The following is a 13,758-nucleotide window of genomic DNA, read 5'->3' as shown; positions in this document are numbered from 1 at the left end:
TTGTATCACCCGACGACAGTTAAATATATTACACACTCTTTCTCTTTTCGTCAAATCTTTATTTTCATCCGGATATTACTCTAATTTAAAAGGATTTATAATAAAATCGTTCATATCCAAGTGCAATTTTAACCAAAACTCTTTCTCTTCAGCTCAAAAAGTTCGTAAAACGTTCATTTTCGAGCAAAATTTCCCCAAAATTTTTTTGATTTTTTTAAATTAATATTCCATCACAATGATCAAGCTCATGTTGAATGACTTCTGCAGTGAAATCTTTAAAGACTTGGCTTGATTTTTCAAAGTCCATGTTTTCATATTCAACAGTAATTGTTTTATAGCGCACCGCTGCTCTTGTTCCATCGAGTGATAAACATCCCTCTTCTGCTAAGTATTGATCTTTTTTAGAAACAAGTCTTGGATTAATCATTATAATCGGAAGTGGTCCTAAGTAAAAAGCAATGATTCGTTTACGACTTCCAATCATATTCGCCGCAAGGCCTGCCGCTTTATCTCGTTGACTTAATAGTGTATCTCGCAAGTCAATTGCATCTTGTTTATCTTGGGGCTTGGCTGATATCGCCTTTAACTTTAAAAAATTTTGATCATGAATTATTGTTTTAACTGACATATTATTCAACTTTCTTTTATATATAGTAGTAAGAGGTTATAAATGATAAATAAAGCAATCGCAAAACTTGATCCATTCAAGCAACTAACTACTGAACAACAAAATCTGATTAATAGAATTCTAACGTTTACTGAGACACATTTACAAGCAGATTATCCTGCTGTTTTTACTATTTATGGAGATGCCGGTACTGGTAAAAGCGTCGTTTTGTCAGCATTGTTTACACAAATTCAAATTATGACTCGGCAAAAAGAAGCACCTTTTAAAGATAGAGAAAACTACTTCTTAGTAAATCACCCTGAGATTCTAAAAGTCTATAAACAAATAGCCGGTCCAATTAATGACCTATATAAAAAAGACTACATGCGCCCAACTTCCTTCATTAATCAAATGGATAAAAAGCATACTTCTGCAGATGTTGTCGTTATCGATGAAGCTCATCTGCTTTTATCAAAACCAGATCACTACAACAATTTTTATTATCAAAATCAATTACAAGAAATCATCAAGCGTAGCAAAGTTGTTATTCTTGTTTTTGATCAATATCAAGTATTAAGAATGAAAAGTCTGTGGACAGATCAACGACTTGAAAAAATCACTCATCAATATCCACACGAAGACTACCACCTCCTTCATCAGTTTCGAATGACTGCACCTGATGATTTAATCGCCTGGTTTAATGATTTTACAGATGGCAAGCTATCTCCTCTTCCAAAAGATGCGCAGCATAATTATGACTTTCGCGTTTTTAACGATGCAGAAGAAATGCGACAAGAGATTGTCAAAAGAAATAATGAAGTTAGCTTATCACGCATTCTTTCAACCTCTGGTTACCCTTCAACTTTGGATGGAGGCAAGCACTACATAATAGAAGGAAGATTCAAAATGCCTTGGGACCAATATAATTACACTTCAACTCCATGGGCTGAAATTCCTTCTACCATTGATGAAGTCGGCTCTATTTATACCTGTCAAGGTTTTGATCTCAATTATGTTGGGATCATTATTGGCCCTCCATTTAGCTTAAATAAAAAAACTAAACAAATTCAGATAAATTTGGATAAAATCACTGATATCGAAATGTTTAAAAAAAGAGATGATTTGTTTGATGCAGCTCAGATTAAGAAGCTTGAACAAAAAATGGTGATGAATTCACTCAATGTTTTATTTAAACGTGGGATCTATGGCTGCTATCTTTATGCACACGATTCAGCTCTGCGTCAGGAATTAATCAATTTATTTCAGACTATTTCTAAATAGTTACAAATAAGTTCACATTTTTTACTTTTTTTAAATATTTTTTTGAAATATAAGTTTTATAATACAAAGTAAGACTTGTTCTGAGGAGAATACTTATTTTGAAGAAAAAAATTTTAGCTGTAGCTGCTATCGCTATAGGTCTTGCTAGTCCCGCAGTTTCAATTTCTACTAGCCAGCCAGTACAAGCAGCTACCCAATCAGAAAAAACAGCAATGCGTACCTTCGTTCGTAATGTTATGGACCAAAATAATGTGCGTGGTAGCGCAGTAATAATTAAAGATGGTGAACCTCAACAAATCAGCTTAGGATACGGCTGGTATGGTAAAAAAATCGGTAACGGTAATCCAAAAGTTGTTTACCCAACTGCATCTTTGCAAAAAGTACTAACTGCAGCAATGATTATTCAATTAATCAACGAAACTTCTGGTACCAATCAGCAATTCACTCAATATACTAAAATATCCCGTTGGTTCCCAACTTTACGTAATGCAAATAAGATTGCGGTCGGTAATTTGCTAACTCACACTTCTGGAATTCGGGCAACTGGTTCCGAAGTTAACCGTGGCTACAATTACTCTGAGGCCAATGCTATTAATTGGATTGTTAACAACATCAATTCCACTGCACAATCAAGCGTAGGAACTTATTACTATAACAATTCAAATTACATTCTTTTAGCTGGAATTATTAGAGCTGTTACTGGTAAGTCTTATGAAGAAAACTTCCAAGAAAGAATCGTTAACAAGCTTGGTTTACAACATACCTACCTTTACCAAAATATTCCAAGCTCAATGACCGATGCAATTTCTTACAACTGGAATAATGGTAGCTATCGTAATGCTGCTTATGTCAAAAGATCATTGGCTTCACAACTACCCGGCGCAGGTAACCTATTCTCTACACCAATGGATTACTACAAGATGCAAGTAGGTTTAACTGATGGCTCAATTTTAAGTGCATCTGACTTTAATTATTTAACACACTTAAAATCTAAGAAAACGGATTATTCTGGCGGAGTTTATTTAAAGAATAACGATAGCTTGAAAATGGCTTATGGTAACTTAGCTGGTACTCACTTTGGTAATTGGTTCCAAATGACTACCGACAATAAAAACGGATTGATTTTATTCTTAAATCAAACTAATGACAACGAAAGCACCGTTAAATCAATTGGTTATCAAATCTTAAACTACATCAAGCCCAACACTTTTAGTGCAAACTAATTATGTAGCTATCAAAAAAGAAGAGCAGTCGCTCTTCTTTTTTATTCATCAAACAATAATTCATACATTGACTCTGACAAAGGCGTCTTTAGGAGTAGATCCATTCCTACTGCCGCCTTTTTCTTTGTGCCAATTTGTTCTTCTTTTACGGTATCTTTTTGAATCTGCGCTTGACCAAGATAGAAAAACTCTTTGCCTGCCGCGTCACTTCGTTTGACAAAAATATGTAATCTCATTTTCTCTATTTTCAATAGTTTCTGTACTTCGGCTGAATCAAGGTGTCGGGGACTGCGAGTATACCACCTTAAACTACGGCCATTTTGTAAACTATTATCATAAACAGCGTTGCGCTTTTTCTCAGAGTCTTTTTTATAAGTGATAAAAATCGGCGTTTCATGATCACTAACGCGATAACCATACATCGGCGCTGACACATCCTTAGGCCAATTTAGCAAACGACACACGTCTTCACGATCATATTGTTTATACAAGGTGAATTGTTCAGTAGCGTTATAATCACGAGTTAAATCTAATCCAGTAGTAATTACATCAACCATTAATTTAGCAAAATCTGAATCTTTTAAAGCAGCGCTAAATTCAGAAGAAAGCTGATAGCCAGAATCACAATGTGAAATCAGTGACAAATTACCATACTGCGCTTTCTTCGTTGTCTTCCCCGCCTTCACATCAAAGAATGATAAAGTCAAAACATCATCGATTGACTTAAGCACCGCTTCATCATGATATGCATTTTCTTGATCTAGCGCTTCCAAGTATTGCGCTTCACTTACCTTATCACGTTCCAATAATAATTTAAGTAAAATTAATTCATGTGGCCTTTTACCATTCATCAATTCTTTAGTGACAAAAGTTAATAGCTGGGATTCATACTTCGTCATTTCGACATTCTCACCCATTTTTTGTAAAAACACACCATAGTTACTAAGCTGCTTATTTTTCTCAAAAACGATCGGTGAAATTGAACCGTAATGTTGGAAATCTTGCAGAAGTGGGATCCGCCCAATCTTTTGTTTTAAATCCGTATAAGCTGCTTTTAATTCACGCAAGCTATCTAATTTGATTTTATCTAACGATGTAAGTATTTGCTCAGTCGCAATTCGACTAAAATTGATTGTTGATAAACCTACAAACGAAGGTAATTTTGCTTCTGTTATAGCTATATCTTTATCGCGGCTACGATCACCATTTAGTGCAATTGGAATTAAATAGTTGTTCTTGTAATTCCCAATAAAGTCAATTACAGTGACAAAATCCTTGTGCGGATACTTACGCAAGCCCCTACCTAATTGCTGAATAAATACAATACTGGATTGGGTGTTACGCAACATAATAATCTGGTTCAACTTTGGAATATCTACGCCTTCGTTAAACAGATCAACCGTCATAATATACTCTAAGTCGCCATTTTCTAAGGCTGCAACTACCTTTTGACGTTTATTCTGGGAATCTTTATTTGTTAAAGCAGCCGCTGGATGTCCAGACTTTGTAAATTTTTCAGCAATTATTCTTGCTTCATCTTGTCTGCTGCAAAAAACTAGTCCACACGCACGATTACCGCAATAGCCATAATAACCAATCTGCTCAAGTACATACCTTACTCGCTTTTCTGCTGTTAACTGACGCAACTTGCTGGTTTCAGTAATCAATTCACCGTCTAATTCATAATCTTGAACACCAACATAATGAAACGGTGTCAGCATTTTTTCTTCTAAAGCATCTCGCAAACGAATCTCATAAGCTAAGTTATAATCAAAAATCTGATACACATCTTGTTTATCCATTCGTTCAGGTGTGGCTGTCATTCCCAAATAAAACTTCGGCTTAAAATATTGCATAACTTTTCGATAACTTGGCGATGCTGAACGATGGGCCTCATCAATCAAAATGTAGTCAAATTCATCAGGTTTAAAGGATGTTAAAACACTATCTTGGCTCATCGTCTGAACTGTCGCAAAAAGATATTTCCCATCAGTTCGATGACTATTTCCCGATAACAGTGAAAACTCTTTTTTATCTCCACCAATTACTTGATAAAAGCTATCACGGACTTTTTCAGCAATTTGCTGACGATGAACTAAATATAAAAATCTCTTCGGCTTAAAATCTTTAACTGCAAACGCACCTAAATAAGTTTTTCCAGTACCAGTTGCTGAAACTACCAGTCCTCTATTTTGACCACTAACTACTAATTCATGCAAATTCTTCAATGCAGCTTTTTGCATTTGATTGGGAATTATTTCCTGGGAAATATTTTTATGGTATTTCCCAACAGGTCTACTCCAAGTTTGACGATATTGCTCAATCCAGTCTTTAGTTAAGCCAAAGCTTTGTGCACTTAAATCAGTAATTTGCTTGCCTATTTCCCGAGTTAAAGCAGCGTTTTCTCTTGAGCTTACCTTTAGCGACCATTCGTAATTACTAAGCAAAGCATTTCTTGTCAGATTAGCACTACCAATAATTAAAGTTTGATAATCTTCATGTTCAAAAAAATATCCTTTGGCATGAAAATTTTCTTCATTAATCAATACCGTTAAGTTTGGAATTTTCAACAACTCTTCAAAAACTTTTGGAGAGTTAAATCCAAGATAACTACCAGTTATTAAAGTACCGCTCACCTTTTTAGTCGCTAAATCAGCCAGAACCAGCTTAAGTGGGACCAACATATCTTCAGTCACAAAAGCTACTGCCCATACAAAACTCTTACAAGTTAATAGTTCTCTTCGTAAAGTTAACCAAATTTTGTCATTAGAATCATTCTTCAATAATTTTGGGCCAAATAAGTTATGCCCGGGATAGCTCGGATCATACAAGCCATTCAAAATTGCATCTTTCAATGGTTCATTCATATAAACACCTCGCAAATAATTTTACCTAACCAAAAAAGAAGACCCAAATCATGAGTCTTCCTGTCGTTAATTTTCTTCGGCTTGCCATCTATCCTTGAAATGGAATAAAACAAGTGGAATGATCGCAACAATCACACACATTCCAATCAAACTCCATACATACGCTCCCCGCAAATTACTTGGCGTACCAACCGCTGGAGTAAAAGTTACGAAAAAGGCAATAACAGTAATTACTAAAGCTAAGCATGAAATAGCAATACTTAAATTAGTATTCTTAGTCATGTAGTAAGCCCGGTGCAAATCTTCATGCTTTCTCTTCAAGGTGATAAATGCAATAAGCATAATAATGTAAACCATCAAGTATTGTGCTGTGGTTGCTGCTAAAGAAACATTGAAAGCAAAATCTGCATTGCTACCACTGGTAAAGGTAATTAAAACTGCAGAGCAAGTAACAATTAATGATTGCGTAACCATTAAACGAATTGGCACATCATGCTTACTTGCTTTAGCGAAGAATTTCGGTAAGTAACCTTCTTTAGCTGCTTCAAACATCCCTTGATTAGGTCCAGCAATCCAATTACCAAGTTCACCAATAATTCCACAAGCAAGCATTACCCCGATAATTTTCTTCAAAATATCACCTGGTAAGCCAATTGAATCAAGCAAAATTCCAAAAGTATAAACAAAGCCTGTACTATTTTGAATTTGACTCTTAGGTACACTCATTCCGATTGCCATTGAACCAAGTAGGTCAAAAGTAATCGCAGTCAAAGCTAAAGCAAGCATAACTTTTGCATAAGAATGTGGATGTTCCAAATTCTTAACGTGTGGTGCAGATGCTTCTCCCCCGCAAAAGGCTAACATAAATGGAACAAAGGCAACTAATGTAGCACTGTCTATCTTATGTGGAATGATCGTATTCCAATTAATCTGCATATGTAGCGGATGCCCTTGAGCTAGGTAAACGAAGAACGCAATAATAATCAGAACAACAGGAAAAGCAATTCCCAAAATGAATAGCCACTCTGCAATTCGACCAATCTTCTTAACCCCGATCACCTGAATTGCGGTTGCACTCCACAAAATAACCATCATCAATAAGAATCGGACAATTGGTGTGGTATTAAACCAAGGCGTATCAAATGTAATCGACAAAGCCCCGATAATAACATACATCATCGTATCCATTCCCACAGTAATATGAATCCATTGTAAAAACATTGCGGTCCAACCAGTTTTTTCACCTAAAGTTCCTTTAACCCAAGTGAAGATCCCACCTTTGGACCAGCCATCAACTGATGCCATTTCTCCCGCCATCTGAGTAATTGGAATAAACCAAGCAATACCAGCAATCAACAAATAAAATAGTGCAGTTGCACCAGTTCTACCAAATGGAGCCAATTCATCGACTGAAATAACCATTGAACTTGTCATTGCAAACAATTTAAAAGCAGTCAAGCGGTTATATTTCAAGTCCTGTTCTAAGGCCCAGTCCTCGTTTTCTTCGCTCACGAAATTTCCCCCTACAAAATATAAAACTTTTTTCGAAAAACATTTTACTCTTTTAGACCAATTAAAAAAAGCACTCCTTAAAGGAATGCTATAAATTTTAAATTATAGGCTAATTTCAAGCAAAATCGGGCAATGATCTGCTCGTTTACCTGTATCAATCATTTCAGACCGCTTAATTTTATCAGCGATTCGATCACTGGTTAACCAATAATCAATTCTCCAGCCTGAGTTGTTGGCCTTGGCTGTTCTTACTCGTTGTGCCCACCAAGAATAAACACCTTCAACATCACCATTTACTTTTCTAAATGAATCGGTAAATCCTGCATTCAATAATTCAGTAAAATCTTCACGCTCTTCATCAGTAAATCCGGCTGAATGATGATTAGTGTCTGGGTGTTTCAAGTCAATAGGCTTATGCGCACAATTATAGTCACCACTAGCAATAACCGGCTTTTTCGCATCAAGTTCTTTAAGATAATCGATATATTTTTGATCCCAAACTTGACGTTCAGCTAAACGTTTCAAGCCATTACCTGAATTTGGTGTGTACACTTCAGTAACGAAAAATTCAGGAAATTCCAGAGTGATAATTCTGCCTTCCAAGTCCATCGGCTCAGGTGCACCAATTTTAGGATAGGAAACTTCAGGCTTTAGTGTCTTTAGATATAAATACATTGTTCCCGCGTATCCTTTTCTAGCAGGCTCCTCTGATGAACGCCAAACATAATTATATTCTGGAAACATTTCAGCTAGAATTTCTTGATGTTTTTTGGTAGGTCCGCTCTCTCTTAATTTTGTTTCTTGAATTGCAAAAATATCTGGCTTTTCGTCATGAATTTTTTGTAAAACATTTCTAGTTTCTAATGCTCGAGCAGACTGACTGGTCAATGCTGCATTTAATGAATCAATATTCCATGAGATTAATTTCATTTTCCTCTCCCCTAATCCAATCTTTCTTTTATTATATCGAAAAAAGCTCAGCTTAGACTTTTTCTAAACTGAACTTTTGAAGGGAGTTGTGTTGAATGAGAATAACGAGAATTTATTTCAACATTGTTGCAAGTCTTAAGTTACTTGCTTGTTTGAGATATAGCAATTAAGAATTTAGGAACATCTATATTATATCTATAGGATCACCTCTCTGTTTTTAGGCTTAACATTATCTGTTATGAGCATATAATATCAATTTAGTGACACTATGTCACTATTTAAGATTTATCTTAATAAATTGTTTAGAATTTTTCATTAACTTATTGTTGATTCGACTGAATCGATTATATTTTTATTTCAGTTTCACATGAAACATTTTCACGTTTGTTTTTGATATTTGTTAAAAATAAAAACATTTTTTGTGTTTTGTTTAATAATAGCAAGAGTATAATAGAAATCGGTCATAATTATATGATTTTTACGGAGGTAGAATTTTATGACAAAGATTTTTGCTTACGCTATTCGTAAGGATGAAGAACCATTCTTGCACGAATGGGAAGATGCTCACAAGGATATCGATGTTGAATTCACAGATAAACTTTTGACTCCTGAAACTGCTAAGTTAGCTAAGGGTGCCGATGGTGTTGTTGTTTACCAACAATTAGATTACACTGCTGATACCCTCCAAGCTTTAGCAGACGCTGGCGTAACTAAGATGTCATTACGTAACGTTGGTGTTGATAACATTGACATGGACAAGGCTAAGGAATTAGGCTTTGAAATTACTAATGTCCCTGTTTACTCACCAGACGCTATTGCTGAACACGCTGCTATTCAAGCTGCACGTGTATTGCGTCAAGATAAGCGCATGGATGAAAAGATGGCTAAGCGCGACTTACGTTGGGCTCCTACTATCGGTCGTGAAGTTCGTGACCAAGTTGTCGGTGTTGTTGGTACTGGTCATATCGGTCAAGTATTTATGCAAATCATGGAAGGTTTCGGTGCAAAGGTTATTGCTTACGATATCTTCAAGAACCCTGAACTTGAAAAGAAGGGTTACTACGTAGATTCACTTGACGACTTGTACAAGCAAGCTGACGTTATTTCACTTCACGTCCCAGACGTTCCAGCTAACGTTCACATGATCAACGATGAATCAATCGCTAAGATGAAAGATGGCGTAGTTATTGTTAACTGTTCACGTGGTCCACTTGTTGACACTGATGCTGTAATTCGTGGATTAGACTCAGGCAAGATCTTCGGCTTCGTAATGGATACTTACGAAGGTGAAGTTGGCGTATTTAACAAGGATTGGGAAGGTAAAGAATTCCCAGACAAGCGTTTGGCAGACTTAATTGATCGTCCAAATGTTTTGGTAACTCCACACACCGCCTTCTACACCACTCACGCTGTACGCAACATGGTCGTTAAGGCATTCGACAACAACTTGAAGTTAATCAATGGCGAAAAGCCAGATTCTCCAGTTGCTTTGGACAAGAACAAGTTTTAATCAATAATTAAAGCTACTAAAAAGAGGTTTGGATTTTTCCAGACCTCTTTTTTGCTCTAAAAATATTTTATTGAATATCTAAATACTTTGCCAAAACTTGTAACACACCATTGTCATTATTAGATGGTGCTTCATATTTTGCGACTGTTTTAGCCTTTTCATTAGCGTTGGCCATTGCATAACTAAAGCCGCAATTTTCTAACATGCCAATGTCATTTTCACCATCACCAAAGGCAATCAATTCTTCTTGCTTAATGCCAAAATAATCAAGAATATCAGCGATTCCCTTAGCCTTGTTAATGCCTTTGTGAACTAGGTCAATCGTCATATTACCGCTGCTAGTTCCGCGAACATAATCTCCGTACTTAGCGTTGAAACGATCTTGAATGATTGTAGCTAATTCATCATCTGCAGTTAAACAAATCTTCAAAATTGCATCACTAGGATCAATTTCATTAAAATGCTCAACTTCCTCTACTCCGCGGTAGTATAAGCGAACATCATCTTTAGTTGCTTGATCCATGCTCTTTAAGACATAGCAATGATGTTCAGCACTAACCATGATAATTGCTTCAGGGTATTCAGTTTGGATAAAGTTCAAAAGTTTTTGTGCAATATCATAATCAAGTGCAGTTTTTTTAATTACCTTACCATTTACTTCAAGCACCGCACCATTTTCAGAAACATAATCAATTCCATCAATGCCGTCAAAATAATCATGCGAACGGAGCAATTGGTTACCAGTAGCTGAAATAAAGGGTATTTTATTAGCTTGTAATTCTTTTAAGACTTTACTAAATAGCTTATGATCAAAAGTTTTTCGATCATTTAAAAATGTGCCGTCCATATCAACTGCGACAGCTTTAAAGGGTATTTTCGTCATTTGTATCACCTTTCCAATACCCTTATCTTACTATGTAAGCGTTTTTCGATCATTATTTCTTGAAATTATAAAATTTCTTTCGCAGCTATTAAAATATTTCATTTTCCGCAATATATTTCAGCTTAGCGGGTAAAGATAAGGATATTGTGCAGTTTCTGGAACTTTATCCCATGTAACTGTGTGACCCGCACCATGTGAACAAAAGACAGAATTTGGCGTATTCTCAAAATCAGAAACAGGATCATAAGCCCGATCATTAATAACTTCTTCCGCATTGTGGCATGGTAGATAACCTTTGACCACACACTCTAAATTGCCATCTCCATGAGTATAATTGCGAACATTAATTGCATAATCTTGCATTTGGCTGACTGGTGCTGATCCTTCAATGACAACACGATTTCCTTTATCTTCCGGAGTTTTAAAAGTTCCACTCATTTGCTGGATATCGTTGAGTGCTCTACCTACCTGATCGACGCCAACTTCAAAGCGAAAATCATACCAGGGTTCAAGTAGTTGCAATTTATTTCGAACTTTTAGTTCCATTAATCCTTGTCTAACTGCTCGATAAGTAGCTTCTCTAAAATCACCGCCAACTGAGTGAACAATACTCCCTTTACCTCCAATTAGGGTGATCTTCATATTTGTGATCGGTGAGCCAATTAAAGCACCTAGATGTTCTTTAGAAGTTAGTGCAGTCATAATTTGATGCTGCCAATTTTTATCAAGTACTTCTAGATCACACTTATTTTCAAAAATAATTCCACTATTCTTTTCACTTGGTTCAAGCAACAAATGCACTTCTGCATAATGGCGCAGCGGTTCAAAGTGCCCTACTCCTTCAATTTGCGCAGTGATTGTTTCTTTATACAAAATATTTCCTTGTGTGAAACTAACCTCCAGATTAAAGCGATCTTTCAGTAACTGTTGTAAAATTTCTAACTGAATTTCACCCATCACTTGAACGTGAATTTCTTGTAAATGCTCTGACCAAGTTACATGAAGCTGCGGATTCTCATCTTCTAAGGTTTTCATTGCACGTAAACAAGCGTGAATATCTTCTTCAGTATCAACTTTATAAGTTAAAACGGGTTCAAGAACCGCATTTACAGCGTCATCAATGCCAAAGCCTTGGCCAGGATAAGTTTTATTTAATCCAGTTGCTGCAACAATTGCACCGCTTGGCATTGCCTTAACCGTCTGGAATTTTTCACCATTATAATCGCGTAGCTGATTAATCTTCTCTCCTGCCAATTCGTCTTTAGCTTGGACTTGTCCACCTAGAACGCGAAGCCAAGTTAACCGCTCACCTTTTTTATCATGAGAAATCTTAAAACATCTTGCCTTAAAATCTGTTGCAAAGTTCTTTTCCTTAATCCATTTGGTAAAACCAGCCAAGAATTCAGAAATACCGTCCATTTTTAAAGCCGAGCCAAAATAAACTGGATAAATCTTTCTTTCAGCAATCAGATTCTGGATGTCACTTTCTTCAACTTCACCGCTATCCAAATATTTCTCAAGCAGTTCATCATCAGAAGCGGCAACATTTTCAAAAAAATCTTCATCTTCGTTTTCAAAAGATAAACAATTCTGATCCAAATTTTCTTGTAAATCATTCAAAAGTTGCGCTTTGTCTGCACCTGGCATGTCCATTTTATTTACAAAAATAAAAACGGGTAAATTACGATGCTTCAGTAAATTCCACAAAACTCTAGTGTAACTAGTCACCCCGTCTGAGGCCGAGATGACTAAGATCGCATAATCTAGCACACTCAGAACTTCTTCAGTTTGAAAAGAAAAATCAACGTGGCCGGGAGTATCAAGTAAGTTAATCTCGGCATTCTCAATCGTTAATTTTGCTTCATGAGAAAAAATGGTAATGCCGCGCTTCTTCTCAAGTTCATCTGTATCTAAAAAAGCATCCCCGTTATCCACTCGCCCTAACGAGCGCAGATTCCCTGCTTCATATAATAGTGCTTCAGAGAGCGTCGTCTTCCCCGCATCAACGTGGGCAACGATTCCTGTCGTAATATTCTTCATAATTTTCACCTAAAAAAAGTATCTTACTTTTAACGATAAGATACCTACTTGGATTATTCAATTAATACTTCTTCTGAAAATCGTTCTGCATTAACTTGACGAATTCAGGATAATTCTCAACTTCAAAAAGTGGACGAAGATTCAACGCATTCTTGCGGTGGCGGTGATTGTACCAAATACTGTCAAAGCCGTATTGCTGCGCACCCATAATATCTGATTGCAGACCATCCCCAAAAAAGATCGTCTCACTAGGACCAATCTCAGTCCTGCTAAAGAAATAATCAAATGCATGTTGATCAGGTTTTTGATAATGCGCTTCTTCTGAGGTGACAATTAAGTCAAAATATTTTTTCACTCCAGCAAGTTCCAGGCGGTGATTTTGCATAAATTTTTCACCGTTACTCAGCACTGTTAACTTGTACCCCTGCTTCTTGGCAAATTTCAGAGTATCTTTTACACCTGGCAACAATTTATGTGACTCGCCAAAGTATGAACGGTACTCGTCCATTGCTTTTTTGCCGTCTATTTCAAGGTCGAACTGTTGCTTGATAAAATCATGAAACGTCTTCTCGCTTAGCTCTTCGTAAGTTAACTCGCCCTGCTCCAATTTGCGCCATAAGCCTTGATTATAAGAATGATATTGCTTTTGTATTTCGGCATTAAGGGGCCAATGATTTTTTTCAAAAAGACTATGTAAGGCAAAGTCTTCGGTCGCTGCAAAATCAATGATAGTATCATCAACATCAAAAATAATTTGTTTATAGCGCATTTTACGTGATCCTTTCTTATTTTCTAAAAAAATAATTATATCAGTTTTTTCTATATTCAGGTTGTTATTATAAGATTGAAAACTAAGTGTATAATTTTTTGCGGTAAGTTAAAAAGTAAATGAAAAAGAGTCAAAT

The 13,758-nt window shown here is 36.1% G+C and carries 10 protein-coding genes; 3 read left to right on the top strand and 7 right to left on the bottom strand.

Annotation, left to right across the window (positions count from 1 at the left end; all coding sequences use genetic code 11):
* Nucleotides 1–214 precede the first annotated feature (214 nt).
* Complete coding sequence (locus FC46_RS08655) at nucleotides 215–628, bottom strand: peptide deformylase (RefSeq protein ID WP_057799820.1); 414 nt, start codon at nucleotides 626–628, stop codon at nucleotides 215–217.
* A 42-nt stretch (nucleotides 629–670) separates the two neighbouring features.
* Here FC46_RS08655 and FC46_RS08650 point away from each other — a divergent pair, with 42 nt between their 5' ends.
* Together FC46_RS08650 and FC46_RS08645 are read left to right on the top strand one after the other, a co-directional pair.
* Nucleotides 671–1,888: a DUF2075 domain-containing protein gene (locus FC46_RS08650; RefSeq protein WP_057799819.1), complete on the top strand. Its 1,218-nt coding sequence runs from the start codon at nucleotides 671–673 to the stop codon at nucleotides 1,886–1,888.
* 212 nt (nucleotides 1,889–2,100) lie between these two features.
* Nucleotides 2,101–3,111, top strand: coding sequence for a serine hydrolase domain-containing protein (locus FC46_RS08645; protein WP_083478046.1), 1,011 nt, complete (start codon nucleotides 2,101–2,103; stop codon nucleotides 3,109–3,111).
* A 41-nt stretch (nucleotides 3,112–3,152) separates the two neighbouring features.
* Here FC46_RS08645 and FC46_RS08640 read toward each other — a convergent pair whose 3' ends face one another.
* The 3 genes from FC46_RS08640 to FC46_RS08630 all read right to left on the bottom strand — a co-directional run bounded on the left by FC46_RS08640 (nucleotide 3,153) and on the right by FC46_RS08630 (nucleotide 8,420).
* Nucleotides 3,153–5,978 (bottom strand): DEAD/DEAH box helicase, encoded by a 2,826-nt coding sequence (locus tag FC46_RS08640; protein WP_057799815.1) that lies wholly within the window; start codon nucleotides 5,976–5,978, stop codon nucleotides 3,153–3,155.
* 66 nt (nucleotides 5,979–6,044) lie between these two features.
* The gene (locus tag FC46_RS08635; protein WP_057799813.1) at nucleotides 6,045–7,490 is read right to left on the bottom strand and encodes an amino acid permease; all 1,446 of its coding nucleotides are present in this window, start codon (nucleotides 7,488–7,490) and stop codon (nucleotides 6,045–6,047) included.
* A gap of 102 nt (nucleotides 7,491–7,592) precedes the next feature.
* Nucleotides 7,593–8,420 carry an exodeoxyribonuclease III gene (locus tag FC46_RS08630; RefSeq protein ID WP_057799811.1) on the bottom strand — a complete coding sequence of 276 codons (828 nt, stop codon included), beginning with the start codon at nucleotides 8,418–8,420 and terminating at the stop codon, nucleotides 7,593–7,595.
* A gap of 496 nt (nucleotides 8,421–8,916) precedes the next feature.
* Between FC46_RS08630 and FC46_RS08625 the strand changes: the two genes are divergently transcribed.
* Nucleotides 8,917–9,930, top strand: coding sequence for a D-2-hydroxyacid dehydrogenase (locus tag FC46_RS08625; RefSeq protein WP_057799809.1), 1,014 nt, complete (start codon nucleotides 8,917–8,919; stop codon nucleotides 9,928–9,930).
* Nucleotides 9,931–9,997: 67 nt separating this feature from the next.
* Here the strand turns inward: FC46_RS08625 and FC46_RS08620 are convergent, their stop codons facing one another.
* The 3 genes from FC46_RS08620 to FC46_RS08610 all read right to left on the bottom strand — a co-directional run bounded on the left by FC46_RS08620 (nucleotide 9,998) and on the right by FC46_RS08610 (nucleotide 13,622).
* Complete coding sequence (locus FC46_RS08620; RefSeq protein WP_057799807.1) at nucleotides 9,998–10,813, bottom strand: Cof-type HAD-IIB family hydrolase; 816 nt, start codon at nucleotides 10,811–10,813, stop codon at nucleotides 9,998–10,000.
* A gap of 117 nt (nucleotides 10,814–10,930) precedes the next feature.
* The gene (locus FC46_RS08615; protein WP_057799805.1) at nucleotides 10,931–12,853 is read right to left on the bottom strand and encodes an elongation factor G; all 1,923 of its coding nucleotides are present in this window, start codon (nucleotides 12,851–12,853) and stop codon (nucleotides 10,931–10,933) included.
* 61 nt (nucleotides 12,854–12,914) lie between these two features.
* The gene (locus FC46_RS08610; RefSeq protein ID WP_057799803.1) at nucleotides 12,915–13,622 is read right to left on the bottom strand and encodes a YjjG family noncanonical pyrimidine nucleotidase; all 708 of its coding nucleotides are present in this window, start codon (nucleotides 13,620–13,622) and stop codon (nucleotides 12,915–12,917) included.
* Nucleotides 13,623–13,758 lie beyond the last annotated feature (136 nt).

The sequence above is a fragment of the Lactobacillus kalixensis DSM 16043 genome (assembly GCF_001434335.1).
GTDB classification, from domain to species: domain Bacteria; phylum Bacillota; class Bacilli; order Lactobacillales; family Lactobacillaceae; genus Lactobacillus; species Lactobacillus kalixensis.
The sequence above is the reverse complement of the archived record's forward strand: the minus strand, read 5'-3'. Positions and strand labels throughout refer to the sequence as shown.

Coding starts and splice junctions, on each gene's coding strand:
- FC46_RS08650 (WP_057799819.1), top strand. CDS start 671: ATGATAAATAAAGCAATCGCAAAACTTGATCCATTCAAGCAACTAACT.
- FC46_RS08615 (WP_057799805.1), bottom strand. CDS start 12,853: ATGAAGAATATTACGACAGGAATCGTTGCCCACGTTGATGCGGGGAAG.
- FC46_RS08625 (WP_057799809.1), top strand. CDS start 8,917: ATGACAAAGATTTTTGCTTACGCTATTCGTAAGGATGAAGAACCATTC.
- FC46_RS08630 (WP_057799811.1), bottom strand. CDS start 8,420: ATGAAATTAATCTCATGGAATATTGATTCATTAAATGCAGCATTGACC.
- FC46_RS08620 (WP_057799807.1), bottom strand. CDS start 10,813: ATGACGAAAATACCCTTTAAAGCTGTCGCAGTTGATATGGACGGCACA.
- FC46_RS08640 (WP_057799815.1), bottom strand. CDS start 5,978: ATGAATGAACCATTGAAAGATGCAATTTTGAATGGCTTGTATGATCCG.
- FC46_RS08610 (WP_057799803.1), bottom strand. CDS start 13,622: ATGCGCTATAAACAAATTATTTTTGATGTTGATGATACTATCATTGAT.
- FC46_RS08645 (WP_083478046.1), top strand. CDS start 2,101: ATGCGTACCTTCGTTCGTAATGTTATGGACCAAAATAATGTGCGTGGT.
- FC46_RS08655 (WP_057799820.1), bottom strand. CDS start 628: ATGTCAGTTAAAACAATAATTCATGATCAAAATTTTTTAAAGTTAAAG.